Origin of the sequence: Snodgrassella sp. M0110 (assembly GCF_016101465.1) — a bacterium.
GTDB lineage: Bacteria > Pseudomonadota > Gammaproteobacteria > Burkholderiales > Neisseriaceae > Snodgrassella > Snodgrassella alvi.
In genome coordinates this window covers 24,331-43,668 of sequence record NZ_JACFQM010000001.1, presented here as the reverse complement: position 1 = coordinate 43,668, position 19,338 = coordinate 24,331, and the positions used below count along the sequence as shown (strand labels likewise).

Here is a 19,338-nt window from a genome sequence, read left to right as displayed (position 1 = left end):
TTCCGCCACGTTGTCAGCAGCAAATACTTCGTGCTGCTCTTCTTCGGAGACCGTTTGAAAACGCACTGAAATCAGCATTGAAGCAACGGTATGGCGTATATTGCTCCACATGGCCTGAAACATTTCGAATGCTTCGCGTTTGTATTCCTGTTTCGGATTTTTCTGGGCATAGCCGCGCAGATGAATCCCCTGACGCAGGTAATCCATATCGGCCAGATGTTCGCGCCAGCGGCTGTCAATAATTTGCAGCATGATGTCGCGCTCAAATTTACGCATGGTATCGATGCCAACCAGCTCAACTTTATGAGCATAATCTTTTTCAACAATATCCAGCAAACGTTCGCATATGCTTTCATTATCGAGACTATTGTCTTCTTTAAACCAGTCGCTGATGGAAACATCTATATTGTAATCAGCAGCCAGTTTGTTTTCTAGACCGGAAATATCCCACTGCTCTTCCATGCTATTGGGCGGAATAAAGCTGTCTACAGTATCAACGATAGCATCATGGCGCATTTCCTGCATCAGTCCGTCAATGTCGTTACTGGCAAGGATATCAGCACGCTGATGATAAATAACCTTACGCTGGTCGTTGGCTACGTCATCGTATTCAAGTACCTGTTTACGCATGTCGAAGTTACGGTTTTCGACTTTGCGCTGTGCTCCTTCAATCTGACGGTTGAGCATTCCGGCCTCGATGGCCACACCGCGTTCAGGAGCCAGACGATTAAGAATCGCTGTTGCACGGTCAAGTGCAAACAGACGCAATAACGGATCTTCAAACGACAGATAAAAGCGGCTGGAACCGGCATCCCCCTGACGACCGGCACGGCCGCGCAGCTGATTGTCGATACGGCGGCTTTCATGGCGTTCGGTACCGATAATGTGTAAACCACCGGCAGCGATTACAGCATCATGGTCAATCTGCCATTGCTGCTGTAATTTGTCGATTTCGCTTTTTTTTGCTGCTTCGGTGAGACTGTCGTCGGCATTAATGGCATCTATCTGCGGTTTGATATTGCCACCGAGCACAATATCTGTACCACGACCGGCCATATTAGTGGCAACGGTAATCATGCCGGGGCGGCCTGCCTGAGCAATAATATCTGCTTCACGCGCATGTTCTTTGGCATTGAGAACATTGTGCGGCAAGTGTTCTATATTCAGTAAACCAGATATCAGCTCAGAATTTTCAATGCTGGTGGTACCAACAAGGATTGGCTGACCTTTGCCATGGCGCTCTTTGATATCAGCAACGACAGCTTCATATTTTTCTTCAATAGAACGGTATATCTGGTCGTTCAGATCTTTACGTACCATTGGTCGGTTTGTCGGAATAATAACAGTTTCCAGACCGTAAATACTCTGGAATTCGAATGCTTCTGTATCGGCTGTACCGGTCATACCGGCCAGTTTGTCGTACAGGCGGAAGAAATTCTGGAAAGTAATGGAAGCCAGTGTCTGGTTTTCCTTGTTGATTTCCACGCCTTCTTTGGCTTCAACAGCCTGATGCAGACCATCAGACCAGCGCCGGCCAGCCATCAGGCGGCCGGTAAATTCGTCGACGATGACTACTTCACCATCCTGAACAACATAATGCTGGTCGCGCTGGTAGAGTGTATAAGCACGCAGCGCAGCCATCAGATGATGCATCAGCATAATATTGGTGGTGGAATACAGGGAATCGCCTTCCTGCAGTAATCCCATTTTGGTAAGAATCTGCTCGGCATGCTCATGCCCCTGATCGCTGAGCACTACCTGCCGGGCTTTTTCATCCACCCAGTAATCGCCCGCACCTTCTTCGCTTTTCTGGGCAATCAGCTGTGGTGGAATCTGATTCATTACCTGATAAAGCGTAACGTTGTCGTCGGCCTGACCGGAAATAATTAATGGTGTACGGGCTTCGTCAATCAGAATGGAGTCTACTTCATCAACTACTGCAAATGACAGATCACGCTGCACTTTTTCGCTCAGATCACTTACCATATTGTCGCGTAAATAATCGAAGCCGTATTCATTATTGGTACCGTAAGTAATATCAGCCAGATAAGCGGCTTTTTTATCAGCATGATCCATATTACTGATAATGATGCCAACCGACATGCCCAGAAATTCATACAGCGGGCGCATGATTCCGGCATCACGTGCAGCCAGATAATCATTCACGGTAACTACATGTACACCCTTGCCGGCAAGAGCATTCAGATAAACGGCTGTCGTGGCGACCAGTGTTTTCCCTTCGCCGGTACGCATTTCGGCAATTTTGCCGTAATGCAACACCATACCGCCGATAAGCTGCACATCAAAGTGCCGCATACCCAGTACACGCAGACTGGCCTCACGGCATACGGCAAAAGCTTCTACTAGCAGGCTGTCGAGTTTTTCTCCATCAGCCAGACGTTGTTTGAACTCAGCAGTTTTAGCCTGTAGCTCAGTATCGCTTAATGCCTGAATTTGTGGTTCGAGTGCATTGATTCTGGATACTTCTTTACGATATTGTTTCAAAAGCCGGTCGTTGCGGCTTCCGAGAATTTTTTTAGCTAAGTTTTTCAACATAAATCAACAGTCCGGCACCTGCAGGCGCAATAAAAAGTAAGCGTGAAATGGGGAATTTTAACACAAGCATCTACACTGCTGTATGGCTGTTTGCATGCGTGTGTCAATTATGAGCCATCAGAAACTGATTTAAAGTTATAGGTTGCTGTTTATGGTGGTTAATATAAAGGTAAAACTGTTTTTTCCAAGTGCTGTCTGTGGTAAAAGATGCTGTTGCTGCTGTGATTAATACAGCAGTGTCTATAAAAAAATATCATCTGCAATGCAGATGATAATGTGGTTAAGGAATATCGAGAATGGTTAAATTTAGCTGTAAAGGTTATGTTATTGTTACGATTTTTTTAAATGATTAATAATCAAATCGTAAGCAGCCAAAATAAAATTCACCCAGTTTCGAAGTTTTGTCTCGTCCGACAAGAATAGTGTCTGGATAGGGATTATCAGTAGTTACGTCAGTTGTATATTGATAGTACTGGTTTATATTATCGCCCCAGGAAAGAGTCTCTTTTAACTGAACCGGTACGGGTTTGGCACCAATAGATTTAGCAAATCTGGCCATATCGCCTTTGGCTATAGCAAAAAAATATGAACCGCTATCGCCCAGATATCGAACAACAGAAACAGAAGTATTTTCAATCTGCAGCGGTTTAGTAAAGCGATATTCCAGATCAATAAGACCGTCTTTTTCGAGATTTTTTACAGTAATTTTTTGTTTATTAAGCTGTGTAGTTATACCTGAATCACGTGCATCAATAGGTTCGGCTTTGCACAATAGCGCAGCCTTGAATTGATTGCTCAATACTGTATTAGTTTTTGCAATTACTACCCCCCCAACTAAATTGAAAATAAGTAAATAACCGCATAAAAGTATATTTTGTGTTCTCATGTTTTGACCTTAATCATAAATAAATATAATAATTAGATTAAATGATATTTTTGCAAAACAAAATGTACTAACTAATAAAGTATTTATAGTTAAAATATAATCATAATAAAATCAATGTGTACATCCAAACCTTAATATGATTCATAATCAGAAATGATTGGTTTACTTATTTTTACAAAAATCCTATTCTAATCGTTTTTTTTACTTAAACGGCGCAGTGCTGCCGCCAATTCCGGATGATGTGTTAAAGCCTGTGCTGAACGTGCCAGCGTATCACGCGCCACAGGGCTTAAACTGGCATGCTTTACTGCTTCGGGTTTTGATTCTGCCGGCTGTACTTTAACCTTTACAGTTTCAATTGAAGCATCAATCTGCCGCAGTTGCGGCAATAATGCCGGCAACACCATACGCAAACGCGAAGCAGCCATACTATTATGTGCAATCACCACTAAACAGCCGGTGCGCACACAGGCAACATTAAACTGAGTTCGCATATTCGCCGGTAACTCCTGCTTCAGACAATTACTCAGGCGTTGCCAGTGTGCAGACTGCTGCAATAATTGATTAAGCTGGGCATTTTTTTTGCCGAAATGATTCAGGTTCATACTACCATATTAACTTGATTTGCCGGTGACATCAGAATATTTGGTTTAATTTAAAAGTTATAGCTAAGTTTATACTTGTTATATCAAAAGCTGATTTTATCCGGTGATTAAAAGCCGTTTTCCATAATAATCTGCCCCGGTACTCTGTTACGGTGCATGCTATAGCCCATATCCAGTAAGGTCTGAAAAGTATCGGTGACCATGGCCGGATTACCACACAGCATAAAACGGGTTTGTTCATGGTTGAAATTCAAACCCAGACCTTCTGCCAGCGTACCATTCTGCAATAATTGCGGCAGACGCTGACCGAGTACTCCGGCAGTTGGTTCACGGGTAACTACCGGCTGGTAAGTCAGTTGATCTGTATATTCGCCAATCAGAGGGTGATGGATTAAATCGTTTATATGCTGGCTGAAAATCAGTTCATTGGCATGTGAAACAGAATGGACCAGCCCGATATGCCGGAAACGTTCCCAGACAGCAGGCTGTTGCAGCATAGACAGAAACGGTGCAATGCCGCTACCGGTACTGAGCATAACCAGTTGCTCGCCATCAGTAAACCGTCCCGGCAGGAAAAAGCCAAAAGCAGTTTTATCCAGCAGTATAGAGTCGCCCGCCTGCAATTGTGCCAGCCGGGCGCTCATCGGTCCACCTTCAATCAATACTACAAAGTATTCCAGTGTATCTGCATATTCGGCAGATACAACAGAATAGGCACGCCAGATAAAACCTGCGCCGTCTCGAAAACCCAGACGTGAAAACTGACCGGCACTGAAGCGATAGGCTTCAGGCCGAGTGATGGCAAAAGTCAGCAGTTTCGGGGTATGCTGTTTAACCCAGAGTACGGCTTCTTCAGTAAACTTGGCTTCTGCGGCAGCCTGCATGCAGTTATTCCTGTGTGTGTACCACCGGCTGAACGGTGACAGTATGATTACAGTCTGATATCAATATCCTGATATTTACGGCTGGCTTCGGTATTCCTGATTTCAATACCATCACTTACAGCCCATTCACCATCGGTAATACGCTGGTATTGCAGGCTGAAACTGCCATCGCCGATTTTATGCAGGGTAAAGGTTTCGCCCGCTGGAATATAAAAAGAGCGTATAGCGGTAAATTTACCGGCACGCAATTCATATAATTGGGCAAATACCGGCGATTGCAAGGAGGTGGCATGTACAACAATATTGTTATCGCCACGCTGACGCAAAACTGGATAGCCGGAAACATAAGCAGCTTTAAGCGGGAAAGACTGCCCGTTAGGGGCCGTTGTAACTGATTTGCTGGTGTGCTCATTAACAGTATTAACCGTGGGATGAGCCAGTTTCCACCATACTCCGCCCATAGCAATCAGGATAGCAATCCCCACAATCCACAGCCAGCCATGGCCGCGATCATGCAGATCAATTATTTTCTCCTGATGGTTAGGTAATAAGACTGGTGGCGCAAATGTTGTCTGTCTGCGCGCCAGCAAGGCTGGCGAAACCCTTGCCTGCAGGCTTTGACGCGCAATCCACACATCATGATGATGGCGCTGTTCAGGATCTGACAATACTGCATATGCTTTGTTAATTTCGGCCATAAGCCGATGCGCCTGCGGATTATGCGGATTGCGATCCGGATGGTATTTTTGTGACAAAGCCCGATAGGCTGCACGAATAACTTCGTCAGATGCCCCTTGAGCAACATTTAATACTTCATAATAATTGTGCACGGATTCTTCACTTACACAGGTTAAATCAAGGTATTGAGTGCGTGATTGATATCATTCCAGATATCTTCAATGTCTTCAATACCCGCTGAAATACGCAGCAGACCTTCACGTATGCCCAATGATTCTTTAACTTCCTTACTCATGCCGCTATGCGACTGGCTGGCACTGTGATTAATCAGGCTTTCCACTCCGCCAAGACTGGCCGCCATCCGAATCATGCGCAGATTTTTTATCACACTATTGGCTGCTTCGCGACTGTTCTGATGTAAATAAATGGAAACCACTCCGCCAAAACCATGCTGCATCTGTTTACAGGCGATATCATGATGTTCATGCTCCGCCAGACCGGGATAAAATACTTTTTCTACTGCCGGATGCCGCTGCAAGCGTCTGGCCAGTTCAGCCGCATTGGACAAATGCCGGTCCATACGCACAACCAGTGTTTTGATACCGCGTAATACCAGTGCGCAGTCCATCGGACCGGCCACGCCGCCGGTATTAATACTCAAGGCACGTAATAATTTTGCATGTGCAGGATCTTTTACAACAACAATACCCATCAGCACATCTGAATGTCCGCACAGGTATTTGGTTGCGGAATGAAAAACAATATCCACACCCAGATTCAGCGGATTCTGTACGTAGGGTGTCGCAAAAGTATTATCCATACCGACAATGGCACCGGCAGCTTTGGCTTTAGCAGACAGTTCGGCGATATCTATCAGACGCAGCAGCGGATTACTCGGAGTTTCCAGCCATACCATTTTTACTTTGGTCTGCTCCAGTATCCGGTCAAGGTTATCTGGATTGGTAAGATCGGCAAAAATAACATTAACACCCCACTGGGCGTATACTTCAGTTAATAAATCATAAGCTCCGCCATAAATATCAGCTACCGCAACAATGGTATCACCCGGCCGCAGAAAAGTGCGCCACACAGCATCGATTCCGGCCATACCACTGCCATAGGCAAAACCAGCACAGCCATTTTCCAGCTCGGCGACTGTGTCTTCAAGTACTTGCCGTGTCGGATTGGAAATACGCGCATAACGAAACGGAATATTTTCGCCGATTTCATTCATGGCGAACATGCTGTTCTGATAAATAGGCGGCATTAGGGCACGGTTATGCTCTTCCGGCTGATAACTGGAATGAATGGTCTGTGTGGCAAATTTCATATTTTCTCCGGTTGATTACTGGTTTTGCTGTTCAGACAGCTGTTTATACGGGTAACGACATTAGTACTGAGACTGCTAGTTTAGCACGCACTCTGGTTATCGGGCAGCATGCTGTTTCTTTTACACTAATCCCGACTGATTTGCTCGGAATTAAGGCATACAGTATAATTTTATGCCTTATATGCCGGTGGTTTATGTGGTTTAAGCATACTGCGCCGGCTGGATTTAGATTTGTTTTGCAAGGAAAATTATCAGAATGGACACTATTGCCGACGTGCAAAGCAGTGTTGATAAACGCAATATGCCAATCAATCAGGTTGGTGTGAAAGGCTTACGCCTGCCGCTGAGTATTATTTGTGCTGCAGGTAAACAACATACTGTTGCTGATTTAACCATGACTGTGTCACTGCCTGCCGAACAGAAAGGCACACATATGTCACGCTTTATTGAGTTAATGCAAACACAGCAACAAAGTATTGATTTTGCCGCACTGCGGCAGCTGACTATCGCCATGTTAGAAAAACTTCAGGCAACAGCTGGTAAAATCAGTATTCGCTTTCCTTTTTTCCGGCAAAAGCAGGCTCCGGTAAGCGGTATTTCCAGTCTGCTGGATTATGAAGTGGTACTCAGTGGCGAAATTCAGGCCGGTATTTATCAGCAGACATTGCAGGTTATCATTCCGGTTACCAGTCTGTGCCCGTGCAGTAAGGAAATATCTGCTTACGGGGCGCACAATCAGCGCTCACATGTTACTGTTATGCTGGTATGTACTGAGGCAATCGCTATTGAAGAAATTATTGATCTGGTCGAACAGCAGGGCTCATGTCAGTTATACGGGTTACTGAAACGGCCGGATGAAAAGTATGTCACTGAATATGCTTATGACAATCCTAAATTTGTTGAAGATATGGTGCGTGATGTTGCTACCGCGCTAAAAGCCGATACACGTATTCAGTCTTTTACGGTGGAAAGTGAAAATTTTGAATCTATTCACAACCATTCTGCCTATGCGCTGATACAATACCCGTAAACTGATTATTCAGACTTAATTTATATCTGGATATCACAATCAGAAAGCATTAAAGGGGGATAAATGACTACCCTGTTTTGTTCTGCCGGTAGTCTTTTTCTATGTTGATTATCCAGGCTGGAATTACACTGGCTACTGTGACCATTTTATGTATCACATTCCTACTCGCTTATATGTCTGTGCGACGTCCCTGCTAAAACTGTTATTTGTGCTGCCGGCTTTGTTACTGGGTCTGAATAGTGCGGTACTGGCTGCTGACAATAATAATTTATTACCGCCTGAACAGGCTTTTATACCGGAACTGGTTGTACATGATCAGGATATCCACGTATATTTTATTATTGCCGAAGGTTATTATCTGTACCAGAATAAAATTCAGATTAATACCGAACCGGCTGATATGTTTGGTAGCGGACATTTTATCCAGCAGGGGCAGCAGAAAAACGATGAGTTTTTTGGTACACAGCAAGTTTATTACGATCATGCGGATGTCGTCTGGCGCTATAGTGCCAAAGGTGCACAGACTGTTCCGTATAAGTTAACTCTATCTTATCAGGGCTGTGCGGACGCGGGGATTTGTTATCCGCCGGTTGAAAATACATTAACCATCAGTCGTACCGGCAAATATCATATTACGCCCCAGCTGCCGCATAATCAGCCCGGTCTGCCGGATACTTTTACTAATCCTCCTGCTAAAGCTCCGCCACCAGAGTTGTCAGGTAGTGCAGGTGGTGACAGTTTATTTCAGCTCTCCCGTGCGACTCTGATTACCAACTTAATGACTTTTTTTATTGCCGGCATGGGTTTAAGTCTGACAGCATGCATGTATCCGCTGCTGCCGATAGTTTCAGCTATTGTGATGGGTACCCGGCAGAAAACGTCTAAATTACGGGCATTTATCCTGTCTTTTGTCTATGTACAGGGACTGGCCTTTACTTACACTATTGTCGGCATTGTCACAGCCCGTACCGGAGCCTTTCTGACCGGCTGGCTGCAACAGCCTGCAGTAGTACTGACTGCCGCAGCCATACTGGTGATTCTGGCATTATCAATGTTTGATTTATACAGTATTCAGTTCCCGGCACGCTGGCAGGCTTTTTTTCAGCAAGCAAGCGGCCGCTTTCGTGGCGGACATTTGCTGTCTGTACTGGTAATGGGAGCATTATCAGCACTGATTGTTGGTCCGTGCGTTGCCCCCCCGCTGGCTTTTGCTCTGGGTTATATCGGGCAGAGCGGTGATGCCACACTGGGCGGTATGGCTCTGTATGTTATGGCTCTGGGTACCGGCATTCCGCTGATTCTGATTTCCGTATTCGGTGTGCATATCCTACCCCGCGCCGGTAACTGGATGGTTGGTGTCAAATATCTGTTTGGCCTGATGTTACTGGGTGCAGCCACCTATATTGCCACTCCGTTTCTGAATTACTATCTGGTAATCACTATTTATACTCTGCTGATGCTGATACCGGCTATCTATTTAGGCTGGCAGTGGTATCACTCGCAAGGACGTCAACGCTGGTTTAATGCGATTACCGCTTCACTGTTTCTGGCTGGCGGGATTGGTTTTGTATCAGCCAGCATAATGAACTATGCTACCCCTCTGCATCGTTTTCTTACTTTAACTCCGCCAAGTGGTCAGCATTTCGGACGTTATTTCGATAAACCGGAACAATTACGTCTGGCCATGCAAGAGTTGTTTGATGAGGATCCGGATAAACCGGTAATAATTGATTTTTATGCTGACTGGTGTATATCCTGCAAAGAAATGACCGCATTCACCCTGAATAAAGCTTCGGTCAGACGGGCAATTGAAGAAAAGCGTTTTTTACAGATTGATGTAACCAATAATACGCCGGCTCAGCGCAGAATGTTGCAACGCTATGGTCTGTACGGACCGCCGGGATTATTTGTTGTACACAGTAACGGTTATCGCAGCCAGCCACTGATTGGCTATGTACCGGCACCAGAACTATTAAGCTGGTATGATAAACAAGTACAGAAAGTACAATAAATCAACAGCCTCTTTGTCTGCAAAGAGGCTGTTGCACAGAACACAAACAGTACACACTTATTTTTGTTTGGGTGTACTCAATCCTGATAATGACGATCAGCTACTTTCAGAGTGCGCCGTGCCAGTGCCAGATTGGCTGTTTTTCGGTCGAGTACCATAAACATAAATACACTTTTTACGTTCTTCATCGGCCTCAATAAATAATATTGTTTATGCAGGCTGATGAGAATATCATCTATAACATCTTCATTTTTGTCCTGACCATAAAGGCGCTCAATAGCCTTAACTTCTGAACGCACAATCTCGGTATTGCCGGCGGACAGAATGTCAAGGTCCATACCTGAAGGGCTGACCCCGTCTATAAACATTCCGCTTTCATAATCCACGACAGCACACGCCATGACACCTTTAGTTGCCGCTAACTCATCAATGACGCCATCAAATCTCACTGTGATATCCTTCTTTTATTACCATACAAATTTATGGCAGGGTATTTAATTATCTATTTTCCAATTTTTTCCAGCTTTTGACTAGTATTAACTATTTTTTATTAAAATTTTTTAGTTTAAATTCTGTAAATATACTTTTGTGTCAACGCAATAAAAACAGCTAAAGGCGCAAAATCATGTTTGACTAATCGCTCAATCAGCTCCAGCACAGCTATAATAACAACCTTAACTGGTGCCGGATGCTGTTATGCTGTATGTTTATCAATCCAATCAATTATCTGATTTAGCTGCTTTATTTGCCAGTGTATATCAGCATACTTCACTACAGTCAGCATGGGCAGTAACAGAAATCGTGGTACAGAGTCAGGGCATGCGCCGCTATCTGAATCACTATCTGGCACAGGAACACGGTATTGCCGCCAATCTGCATTTCAGTCTGCCTGCCAACTATATCTGGCAGTTAACTCATCTGGTATTACCGCAAACGCCGGCACTTAATCCGTTTCAGGCAGATGTACTGCGCTGGCGTTTACTGGGATTGTTTCATAGTCCGGTATTCAAACAGCCGCAATTATGTCAAACTGCTGCGGCACTGCAATCGTATCTTGATAGCAGTACACAGGCACCTTACCATCTGGCCGGAAAACTTGCTGATATGTTTGACCAATATTTAATCTATCGCAATGATTGGATAAATATTTGGCAGGAAAACAAGTCTGCTAATCTGGGTGAAGATGAACAATGGCAGGCAGAATTATGGCGCTGGCTGAGCAATGAATCAGATTTACCGCATCGTGCCGGCTTAATGCAGGATTTTCTGAGTAAACTTGGTCCGGAACATCTGCCGGAGCGGATTTTCGTATTTGGTATTGCCACACTGGCACCGGTTTTTCTGCATGCATTACAGGTAATAGCCCAATATACTGATGTGCATATATTTGCAGTAAACCCATGTGCTGAGTACTGGGGCAATGTTGTCTCAGCAGATATGCTGCTCAATAGTCAGGAAACTGACCTGAGTGTGGTTGGTCATCCTTTACTGGCCAGTCTGGGCAAACAAGGGCGGGATTTTTTTGATGCACTCAATGATATGGGTGAAGTAGTGTATATGCCTTCTGTCTATGCTCAGTGTGATGAAGTGGCAGATACTCTGTTACACCGTCTGCAAAACGATATCCAGTGCCTGCAACATCCGAAACAGCCTGAACCACCCTACCGGCTGCAGGAATATGACAATTCCATTCAGATTGTGGCGGCGCATTCCTGCCTGCGTGAACTGCAAATTCTCAAAGAGCAGCTGATTCAGGACCTGGCCGCACATCCGCACTGGCAGCCGCAGGATATTGCGGTACTTACACCACATATTGAGCCTTATCTGCCTTTTATCCACGCTGTATTCGGACAAACGCAGGGCGACACGCCTGCTCTGCCTTATAATATTGCCGACGTTAAAATCAGCCTGCATGAACCACTATTGCAATTATTCGAAAAACTGCTGCAACTGATGCAGAGCCGGTTTGATATTGAAACTGTGCTGCCTTTGCTGGATGAATCTGCTCTGCGCGCACGTTTTGATTTAAATGACAGCGATACAGAACTGATTCACCGTGTCTGGAGCGAACAGGGAGTGCGCTGGGGCGTGGATGCAGATATGCGTCATGAATATGGCGGACAGGGTAAGCACTTTACCTGGCAGCAGGTGCGCGAACGTACGGTACTGGGCTGGCTGCTGCCGGATAATAAAAATCATGCACTGTGGCAGCAACAGCTTCCATGGTTTGGTGATATCTGCCAGACTGAGACTCTGGCGCGCGCCCAACAATTAATAGACTGTCTGATTAAACATCATAGCTGCTGGCAAAGTGCAGCGACCATTCCCGAATGGATTTCCCGTACACGACAGTTACTGCGGGATTTGGCTGATGCGGACTCTCTGGCCGGCCATGCTATGCAGCAACTGGAAACCAGTCTGGCAGACTGGCAGGCACAGGCAGCACTGGCACAATTTAATCTGACTATTGAGCCAGTCATTGCAATCGAATATTTGCAGAATCATTTATCCACTACCCGTCAGGCCGGATTTCTGCGCGGCGGGATTACCTTTTGCAGTATGGTACCGATGCGCAGCCTGCCCTTTCGCTGTATCTGTCTGCTCGGTCTGAATGACGGCGAATTTCCCCGTACTACCAAATCTGCTGCTTTCGACCTGATTGCACAGCATCCGCGCCGCGGTGATCGTGCCCGTCGTAATGATGACCGCTATCTGTTTCTTGAATCTATTTTAAGTGCGCGCGAAAAACTGTATTTGTCGTATATCGGTAAAGATATTCGCAAAAACGAAGAACTAGCCCCCTCTGCTCTGCTTTATGAGCTGACCGATGTTCTGGCCGCCATGACCGGCTGTAATCCGCTGGTATTTAATCAGCAGCATATCATCCGACACCCGTTACAACCCTTTTCCTATCGCTATTTTAACGGTGATTTAGTCAGCTGCCGCAGTGATTACGCCACAGCCCTGAATCAGAATACAGATAAGCCTGCGCCATTTTATGCAAAAATAACTGAACCGGAAAAACAGAATCAGGAAGTTGATATTGAATCCTTTATCCGGTTCTGGCGTAATCCGGTACGTCACTGGCTTCAGCAGCAGTTACAATGGCAGGCACCCTTTCAGGAAACACCAGTCAGTGCAGCAGAACCGTTTGCAATTGAAAACAGTGCATCGATTTATACTGCCTATACCCGTGCACGCCGGCAGCATTTGGACTTTGCTGAGGTAGATGCAGCACTGGCAGTAAGCGGACTGGTGCCTGAAGGCGAGCTGGGCGTGATCGTCAGCCAGGTTCTACGCAATCAGACACTGGCTCTGGACAGCAGCATACTGTTCAGTCCCGCTGTCGCCGATATTGCCTTTATTTTTGAACATGAACAGTTACAGCTAAGTGGCAACATCAGTCGTTTACATCAGTGCGGGCAGCTTATTGAACGGAATCACGCTCCGACAGCACCGGATAATATTGAGTTATATCTACGCCATTTACTCCTCTGCGCTACTGAAAGCGAAGGTGCACAGGACACATATGAGCTTTATCCGGCCAAACCGCGCATGCTGGCAACAATGAGCCTACTTGATGCACAAGCGCAACTGGCTTTATGGCTTGAGTATTACCGGCTGGGACAAAGCCGGCCACTGCCTTTTTTTCCGAAAACCAGCCTTACCACTGCCCTTAAGTGGTATCGTAACCGGCAAAAGAAAAACCGTGCACCCGGATATGGTGCCGAAGAACGCAGCACCGCGTTTAAAGTCTATGCAGACAGCCATAACGGAAAACCGCAGGCAGACTATCCCGAAGTAGCTCAGGTATTTGGCCGCGATGAAGAACTGCCGATTGACACCCCTCTGTTCTGGCAACTGATTGAAGAATTACTGCTGCCCATGACAGCAGTGTTGGAAACCGCTGATAAATTATAATGAGCCAAGCATTAAATCCGATTACCATGCCCTTAAACGGCAGCAGCCTGATTGAAGCTTCTGCCGGTACCGGGAAAACCTTTAACATTGCCGCCCTGTTTGCACGGCTGGTGTTACTGGAACGTATGCCGGTTGACGCTATTCTGGTAGTCACTTTTACCAAAGCAGCTACAGCGGAGCTGAAAACCCGTTTGCGTACCCGCCTTAATCAGGCTCTGGCTTTGTTACAAAATAATCTGCCTGCGGAACAGAATGACCCGGTACTGCAACAGCTGATTGACTGTGCCCGCAGTCAGGATGATGATGCCAGCCTGATTCTACGCCTACAGGCAGCCATTACCCAGTTTGACCGTGCAGCCGTTTACACCATTCACGGATTCTGCCAGCGCGTACTCACTGATTATGCCTTTTTATGCCAGACACCATTTGATACGGAAACTATTGAAACTGATCCGGAAATGCTGTGCCGGTTTGCCGAAGACTTCTGGCGGCAGCAGGTAAGCAATAACAGCAGCATGGCCACGCTGGCTGTCGCTTACAAACTTACCCCTGCCCGGCTTATGAAGGAAATGGGACGGCACTGCGGCATGGTAGATTTACAGGTACGCCAGCCGCCGGTTGCGGATATAGCCGGCATAAATAACTGCTGGCAACAGGCATGGCAAAGCGTATGTACACATTTCAGCCTTATTCAGGATTCATTCTGGCAGTTACATCAGCAGCTAAATCGCAATATTTACCGCCAGAAAAGTTATCAGCAGCTTTTCACCGACCTGCAGCAGGTAATGGAAAGCGAAGTAAACTGCCATACTTTTTCATCTTCTGTACTGGAAAAGTGTGCCAAACTGGCCTCATCCCAGCTACAGGAAAACACCAAAAAAAATCAAACACTCAATAATGAGCTGATAGCTAACATTGCCCCACTGGTCGAACTGGCAGAAGCTGTTACTGCCATGCTGACTGCGGAAGACAGCATATCACTGCAATTACAGCTGGACTGTTTTAACTACGTGCGCCAGTGTCTGAATCAGCACCGGCGCAACAGCCACCAGCGCAGCTTTGACGATTTACTGGCAGATCTGGGGTTGGCACTGTCTGCGGATAATCCCATGTCTGAAACACTGGCCGCAGCACTGGCGCAAACATGGCAGATTGCACTGGTAGACGAATGTCAGGATACTGATCCGTTGCAGTACCGAATTTTCAAAACTGCGTTTGCCGAACAAAACCGCCCGCTTATTATGGTGGGTGACCCGAAACAGGCTATTTATCGTTTTCGTGGTGCTGATATTCACGCCTATCTGCGCGCCGCTGCCGATACCCCGCCACAGCAGCGTTATACCTTAACCACCAATTACCGCAGCCATCAGGCACTAGTACAGGCTATTGGCCACCTGTTCAGCGGCAAAAAGCTGCCTTTTATTCTTGAGGGTATCAACTATCCGCAGGTACAGGCACAGGCAGAAAATAACCGTCTGCATTACAGTCACGGCAATACTGTTATACCGGCGGTAGTGGTGCGCTGGCTGCATGAAAAAATAGATGTCAGCGATAAGGGAGCGGAAATTATCCCGAATAAAGACAGTCTGCGGACACGTGCGGCCGAATATTGTGCCTATGAAATTGCCGGCATGATTAATCAGGGTAAGCGCGGAGAACTGCTACTGAGTAACCGGCCGTTACAGGCTGGCGATATTGCCGTATTGGTGCATTCACATAATGAAGGTCGTATGATTGCCGGCGCATTGAAACGCTGCGGCATCATGAGCGTATCTCTTGGAAACCATTCAGTTTTTTCCAGTACTGAGGCACAGGCTGTCGAGGCTCTATTACGTTTCTGGCTGCAACCGCAGCGCACTGAAACATTACGCTTTATCCTTGGCGGTGTTCTGTTCGGCTGGACAGCAGCACAGCTGGCAGAACTGAACCAAAATGAAAATACACTGAGCGAATGGATACAGCTGGCACTGCAAACCCGCGAACAATGGCAGCAGTATGGTATTTATTCTGCCATACAGTGGTTTGCCGGCCAGACCGGCATGGAAATTAGATTACTTACGCAGCGCAATGAGCGCAGTCTGACCAATCTGTGGCAGCTGGCCGAATTACTGGCTGATGCTGAACAAACCCTGCCGACGGCCAACGCCCTGCTGAACTGGCTGACCAGTGCCATCAGCAATGAGAGGTCAGCAGGTGAAAGTAGTTTGCTGCGACTGGAAAGTGATGAAGCACTGGTTAAAATTGTGACCATGCATGCTTCCAAAGGGCTGGAATATCCGGTAGTATTCTGTCCGTTTGCATGGGATGGTAAAGAGGCCATTAATAATCAGGAACACTGGCAACGTCTGCATCAGCAGGATAAAGTTGAACTGATTGCCAATAGTTTGCTCAGTGACAACGACCGGGAGGTACTGGAATGCGAAAGTATGGCCGAACGTTTGCGTCTGTATTATGTAGCATTTACCCGGGCACGCGAACAACTGATATTGTACACTGCCGCCTGCAACAATACCGCCAGTAACCCCATGGCATGGCTACTAGACGGGCAGCCGGACAATACCCTGAAAGAATCCCGCCAATTCTGGCAGGAAACTCATAAACCCAATCTGCCCAGTACTTTACGTGCTGCATGGCATCAATGTCTGGCTGCCGGCAACTCTGAGCTGTTTCAATGGTGTGAAGGTAATGTAGACCCTGCCTGTATTAATATCAGTAAAAAACCCGAACAACCTTATCGTGCGCTAACACCGACAGTACGGACTTTTCAATCCATACGCTATACCAGCTTCACCAGTCTGAGCCGGCATGATTACAATCACCGCGAATCTGCTCCGGAAGAAGAAAAAATAGCACCTGCGCTGGATCAGGCTGAAGTACAGATTCAGCCGCTGAGCCCCGATACAGAAGCGGAAACACCTGTGCTCGCATTCGAGCGCGGTATCAATGCCGGGCTCTGCCTGCATGCCATACTGGAACAGACCGAATTCAGCCTGCCGGCTACTGCAACGGAACAGGAGCATATTCTCGACTGTCTGGCGCGTTATGGTTTCGACAGCCGGCACAGCACCACCATGCAGACGCTTACTGATACCGTACGCCAATGCCAGCTGTCACCACAAACCATTATTGCAGATATACCTAAAGCACAACGGGTGGCTGAAATGAATTTCATGCTGCGGGTTGCCGATTTCAGTATCGCAGATTTACAACAGTGGTTTAACCATGCATCCGGATTACCGCAATGCTGTGTTCAGGCGGCACAGGAGCTGGATTTTGCTACAGTAAACGGATTTATCAACGGGGCTATCGATCTTCTAGGCGAAGACCGGCATGGTCAAGTATATGTTATTGATTACAAATCCAACCATTTGGGAAATCGTCTGTCAGACTATACCCAGGAAAACATGGATGAGGCTATTGCCAAACATCACTACTACCTTCAGGCACTCATTTACAGCATTGCCTGTGCACGATTTCTGCACAGTCGCCGGCAGCTGCCGCCCAGCATCAGCGTACGTTATCTCTTCCTGCGCGGACTTAATCCGCACAACCAGAATGGCATATGGAAATGGGATATAGACACAACCAGTCTTAGACCATGGCTAGTAGAACATGACAAAGTATAGCAGCTGCGGTATATTAACCATTCCAGCCGTATTTTTCGCTAAGGAAGCAACAACATGCTCAACAAACCCGAAGAATTCATCATGGCCGTACTTGCCGGCATATGGGTTGTTATCACCTTTATTATCTGCCGCTATCTGCATCTGCCAACTGATACGGGTTTATTAGTAACTACCCTGACACTGATATGGGCTCTGGTGTTTTTCCTATTATGGCAGCGCGGGCGTACATGCAAAATCTGGCCGGTTTTTCTGGGACTTCTGGTTATGTGCTGGTGGCGTGCTATTTACTACGCTTCTACTGAAATTATTCTTAACAACGACAATAGTACCACTGAACTTGTACACTGGTACGGCAGCTGGACAGCATTGATTATTTACGCACTGATTCCGGTTATTGCCGGTTACGGATTCAAGTGGTGGCAGCATAAACGCCGTAAACCACAAGTTACGGCTTGAGGTTGCAATTTACCTGAGATGGTCTATACATATTGTATAAATACAATTAATGCAAAACTCCGGATTGATGAAATTACAGGTAATTAAATAAGGTTATCGCCAGGAGCTGAACAAATTGAATAAAAAAAATCAATTTATTGAATTTTTTAATACGAAAAACTCCCTGAAACTTTCGTTAATTTGTTTAACTATTTTTCATCTTTTCTGGAAGCTTCTGCCGCCACCTTTGTGGTACCCCGATTTTAATAATGGCATAATAGCTTTTATTGAATCACTATTAATTTATGGCTGCTTATATGTCTGCGGTCTTTTACTAATATGGGTATTCGGGCTAACAATAACACAGATATTTTCTTCATACTTCAATGATATAAATAGTCCGAATAAGACACCATCAACCGTTACACTATTGTGTTATTCAATCAGTAATTTTCTGATTTTTGCCTTATCCTTTTCCTTAGGGCAAAACGCACATCCCATGTTCTTTATTTTTAATAGCTATCCTGTTTTTACTTATGCCTTTGTTAATAGCATTGGTGCTTTTATTATTTTGATATTTAAACTTATCTGTCAGGCTTTATCACTTAAACGTTGTAAAACAGCTTCTGCTTCCGATAATTCATTAACCATCAAAAAAGCTAACACTGATCAAAAAGCCGGCACGGGTAAATTCAGTATTAAAAAATTGCTCATTTTCGCGGCAGTTTATCTATTTGTGCTGACTTGCAGTAACAGCATAATTGGTAAAGGATTAATGACTCCTTATTTTGAAGGTAATATACTTGATATACTCTCTGTAGTAATGTTTCTGTGCTTTATACTTTACTGGATTGATATATTACTGGCCTTTGCTCTCGCTATTAAAGATAGTGTTACCCGAAAAAATCAAGTTACATGGTCCGGTTTATTCAATTATTTAATTTACAGCTCAGTCTATTATTTACTGGCACTCACTATTTTATATCCGCTAACAGGCGAATTATCTGGTACAACAGCCGGAGAACAATTCGGAATAGTATGGCTGATCAACTATTCGCTCTATATTATTTTAAATTATATTGCTGTACTCATTATTCTGCCGGTAAAAGCATTCAAAAAAGCATAATGTCATATTAATAAAATATTCATGTAATATTAAATAATATGTATTATTCAATATAGGGTCCGGGTAAAAAATTTATTATAAAATCAAATCCAGCTAACGATAGCCAACCTTTAACTGCCGGTTATTTCTCCCTTATTAAGATTGATACTTTCATTCAGTTGAGTAAATTCAGGAAATCACACCGGCAATAAGACCAATTAACCAGTAAGCTTATATACTGAAAAATTTTATCCGGATATCTAAAACACAT

Annotated in this window: 12 protein-coding genes and 1 pseudogene; 6 read left to right on the top strand and 7 right to left on the bottom strand. The window is 45.4% G+C overall.

Features of this window, described 5'->3' with window-relative positions; all coding sequences use genetic code 11:
• Positions 1-104 precede the first annotated feature (104 nt).
• The 6 genes and pseudogenes from secA to H3T84_RS00140 form a co-directional block, all read right to left on the bottom strand.
• Positions 105-2,556: pseudogene (gene secA, locus H3T84_RS00165) on the bottom strand (preprotein translocase subunit SecA); the annotation flags it as partial.
• 349 nt (positions 2,557-2,905) lie between these two features.
• Positions 2,906-3,442, bottom strand: a complete 537-nt coding sequence (locus tag H3T84_RS00160; RefSeq protein WP_198216965.1) for a hypothetical protein — start codon at positions 3,440-3,442, stop codon at positions 2,906-2,908.
• A gap of 188 nt (positions 3,443-3,630) precedes the next feature.
• Positions 3,631-4,047, bottom strand: a complete 417-nt coding sequence (locus tag H3T84_RS00155; RefSeq protein WP_198216963.1) for a DciA family protein — start codon at positions 4,045-4,047, stop codon at positions 3,631-3,633.
• Between the two features lie 107 nt (positions 4,048-4,154).
• Positions 4,155-4,931: a ferredoxin--NADP reductase gene (locus H3T84_RS00150; RefSeq protein ID WP_198216961.1), complete on the bottom strand. Its 777-nt coding sequence runs from the start codon at positions 4,929-4,931 to the stop codon at positions 4,155-4,157.
• Between the two features lie 47 nt (positions 4,932-4,978).
• A complete protein-coding gene (locus H3T84_RS00145; RefSeq protein WP_037475008.1) occupies positions 4,979-5,761 on the bottom strand; it encodes a J domain-containing protein in 783 nt (260 codons plus the stop codon).
• 20 nt (positions 5,762-5,781) lie between these two features.
• Complete coding sequence (locus H3T84_RS00140) at positions 5,782-6,939, bottom strand: PLP-dependent aspartate aminotransferase family protein (RefSeq protein ID WP_198216958.1); 1,158 nt, start codon at positions 6,937-6,939, stop codon at positions 5,782-5,784.
• 256 nt (positions 6,940-7,195) lie between these two features.
• Between H3T84_RS00140 and folE2 the strand changes: the two genes are divergently transcribed.
• Both folE2 and dsbD read left to right on the top strand, forming a co-directional pair.
• Positions 7,196-7,969: a GTP cyclohydrolase FolE2 gene (gene folE2, locus H3T84_RS00135; protein WP_198216956.1), complete on the top strand. Its 774-nt coding sequence runs from the start codon at positions 7,196-7,198 to the stop codon at positions 7,967-7,969.
• A 148-nt stretch (positions 7,970-8,117) separates the two neighbouring features.
• Positions 8,118-9,980 carry a protein-disulfide reductase DsbD gene (gene dsbD / locus H3T84_RS00130; RefSeq protein WP_198216954.1) on the top strand — a complete coding sequence of 621 codons (1,863 nt, stop codon included), beginning with the start codon at positions 8,118-8,120 and terminating at the stop codon, positions 9,978-9,980.
• A 77-nt stretch (positions 9,981-10,057) separates the two neighbouring features.
• Here dsbD and H3T84_RS00125 read toward each other — a convergent pair whose 3' ends face one another.
• A complete protein-coding gene (locus tag H3T84_RS00125) occupies positions 10,058-10,429 on the bottom strand; it encodes a hypothetical protein (protein WP_037475473.1) in 372 nt (123 codons plus the stop codon).
• A gap of 247 nt (positions 10,430-10,676) precedes the next feature.
• Here H3T84_RS00125 and recC point away from each other — a divergent pair, with 247 nt between their 5' ends.
• The 4 genes from recC (at position 10,677) to H3T84_RS00105 (ending at position 19,088) form a co-directional block, all read left to right on the top strand.
• Entirely contained in the window at positions 10,677-13,901 is a 3,225-nt protein-coding gene (recC, locus tag H3T84_RS00120) for an exodeoxyribonuclease V subunit gamma (protein ID WP_198216952.1), read from the top strand.
• Positions 13,901-17,527, top strand: coding sequence for an exodeoxyribonuclease V subunit beta (recB, locus tag H3T84_RS00115; RefSeq protein WP_198216950.1), 3,627 nt, complete (start codon positions 13,901-13,903; stop codon positions 17,525-17,527). Before recC ends, recB begins: the two co-directional genes overlap by 1 nt.
• Before the next feature lie 54 nt (positions 17,528-17,581).
• Positions 17,582-17,983: a hypothetical protein gene (locus H3T84_RS00110; protein WP_037475481.1), complete on the top strand. Its 402-nt coding sequence runs from the start codon at positions 17,582-17,584 to the stop codon at positions 17,981-17,983.
• A gap of 478 nt (positions 17,984-18,461) precedes the next feature.
• Positions 18,462-19,088 carry a hypothetical protein gene (locus tag H3T84_RS00105; RefSeq protein ID WP_037475483.1) on the top strand — a complete coding sequence of 209 codons (627 nt, stop codon included), beginning with the start codon at positions 18,462-18,464 and terminating at the stop codon, positions 19,086-19,088.
• Positions 19,089-19,338: the final 250 nt, after the last annotated feature.

Bases quoted from the DNA above. Each gene is read 5' to 3' on its own strand.
- H3T84_RS00110 (WP_037475481.1), top strand. From the start codon at position 17,582: ATGCTCAACAAACCCGAAGAATTCATCATGGCCGTACTTGCCGGCATA.
- H3T84_RS00140 (WP_198216958.1), bottom strand. From the start codon at position 6,939: ATGAAATTTGCCACACAGACCATTCATTCCAGTTATCAGCCGGAAGAG.
- folE2 (WP_198216956.1), top strand. From the start codon at position 7,196: ATGGACACTATTGCCGACGTGCAAAGCAGTGTTGATAAACGCAATATG.
- H3T84_RS00160 (WP_198216965.1), bottom strand. From the start codon at position 3,442: ATGAGAACACAAAATATACTTTTATGCGGTTATTTACTTATTTTCAAT.
- H3T84_RS00155 (WP_198216963.1), bottom strand. From the start codon at position 4,047: ATGAACCTGAATCATTTCGGCAAAAAAAATGCCCAGCTTAATCAATTA.
- H3T84_RS00105 (WP_037475483.1), top strand. From the start codon at position 18,462: ATGTTCTTTATTTTTAATAGCTATCCTGTTTTTACTTATGCCTTTGTT.
- recC (WP_198216952.1), top strand. From the start codon at position 10,677: ATGCTGTATGTTTATCAATCCAATCAATTATCTGATTTAGCTGCTTTA.
- H3T84_RS00150 (WP_198216961.1), bottom strand. From the start codon at position 4,931: ATGCAGGCTGCCGCAGAAGCCAAGTTTACTGAAGAAGCCGTACTCTGG.
- dsbD (WP_198216954.1), top strand. From the start codon at position 8,118: ATGTATCACATTCCTACTCGCTTATATGTCTGTGCGACGTCCCTGCTA.
- recB (WP_198216950.1), top strand. From the start codon at position 13,901: ATGAGCCAAGCATTAAATCCGATTACCATGCCCTTAAACGGCAGCAGC.